The 908-nt window shown below is 80.3% G+C and carries 1 protein-coding gene; it reads right to left on the bottom strand.

Features of this window, described 5'->3' with window-relative positions; all coding sequences use genetic code 11:
- Positions 1–328: 328 nt before the first annotated feature.
- On the bottom strand, positions 329–829 hold the full coding sequence (locus tag E2C05_RS32135; protein WP_133223639.1) for a hypothetical protein: 501 nt from the start codon (positions 827–829) through the stop codon (positions 329–331).
- Positions 830–908: the final 79 nt, after the last annotated feature.

The following is a 908-nucleotide window of genomic DNA, read 5'->3' as shown; positions in this document are numbered from 1 at the left end:
GGCGGCCCGGGCGGCGCGCCGCCCTGGCCGCGGATCGCGGCGTGGCGCCGCGCCGCGCGGCAGGGGCCGGCAACCGGTGGCCCGCAGCGGCCGGCCTGATCCGTTGACCACGCCCGCCCGTCCCGGCCGGCGGTCCCGCGTGACTGCCGGCTCGCCTGGCGATGGGCTCCCGCGAGCCGCATCCGCCCCGGGGTCTCGGCGTGGATCGGCGCATCGCGGCGCCCACGCCTCGCCCTGACGATGCCGACCGGCCGCCGCCGGCCTGCGGCTCGTCCAGCGGCGCCGGCCTCTGCGCCATCGCCTGCTCTGGCACACCCGACGCCCGGCCTCAGGCCCGCACCGTCACGCCGGACCAGAGCGCCAGGAAGGCCCGCGCCTGCTCCCGCGTCGGCGCGAATTCCGGCATGCCGGCTTCCTGCTGCGACCAGCGCGCGGCCTCGATCGCGTCCCGCACCTCGGGCGCCGCGCCGGGCGCCAGCGACCCGCCGGCGGCATAGCGTTCCAGCGCCGCGCGGTCGGCATGCGCCAGCACGCCGAGCCCGACCACGGTCGCGCCGTCCAGCCGCGCCGCGCCGCTCTCCGGCACCGCCGCGACGAAGCGCAGCCGGTTGAGGAAGCGCTTCATCGCCCGCGGCGAAGGCCTGGCGAGGAAGGCCGCATGCGCCCAGTGGTCCAGGGCGCGGGCGAAGTCCGGCGCATCCTCCACCACCACCGCTTCCCGCCGCCTTGCCTGGTACAGCACCGCGCCGCCGGCCAGCAGGACCAGGATCGCCCCCATGCCCAGCAGCAGGCGCGCCGACCAGGGCGGCTCGGCCAGGCGCGGCGGCATCGGCGCCTCCTCGGCCGGCGCCGATGCCGGGGCGGGCGCCGCCGGCGCGGATCCGGACGGGCGGGTCGCCGGCGCGGCG

Source organism: Paracraurococcus ruber, assembly GCF_004353985.1.
Lineage (GTDB): Bacteria > Pseudomonadota > Alphaproteobacteria > Acetobacterales > Acetobacteraceae > Paracraurococcus > Paracraurococcus ruber.
Note: the sequence above shows the minus strand (reverse complement) of the source record. Positions and strands in the feature narration are given on the sequence as shown.

What these genes read in the sequence shown, in the direction of transcription:
- E2C05_RS32135 (WP_133223639.1), bottom strand. Translation starts at nt 829, where the DNA reads ATGCCGCCGCGCCTGGCCGAGCCGCCCTGGTCGGCGCGCCTGCTGCTG.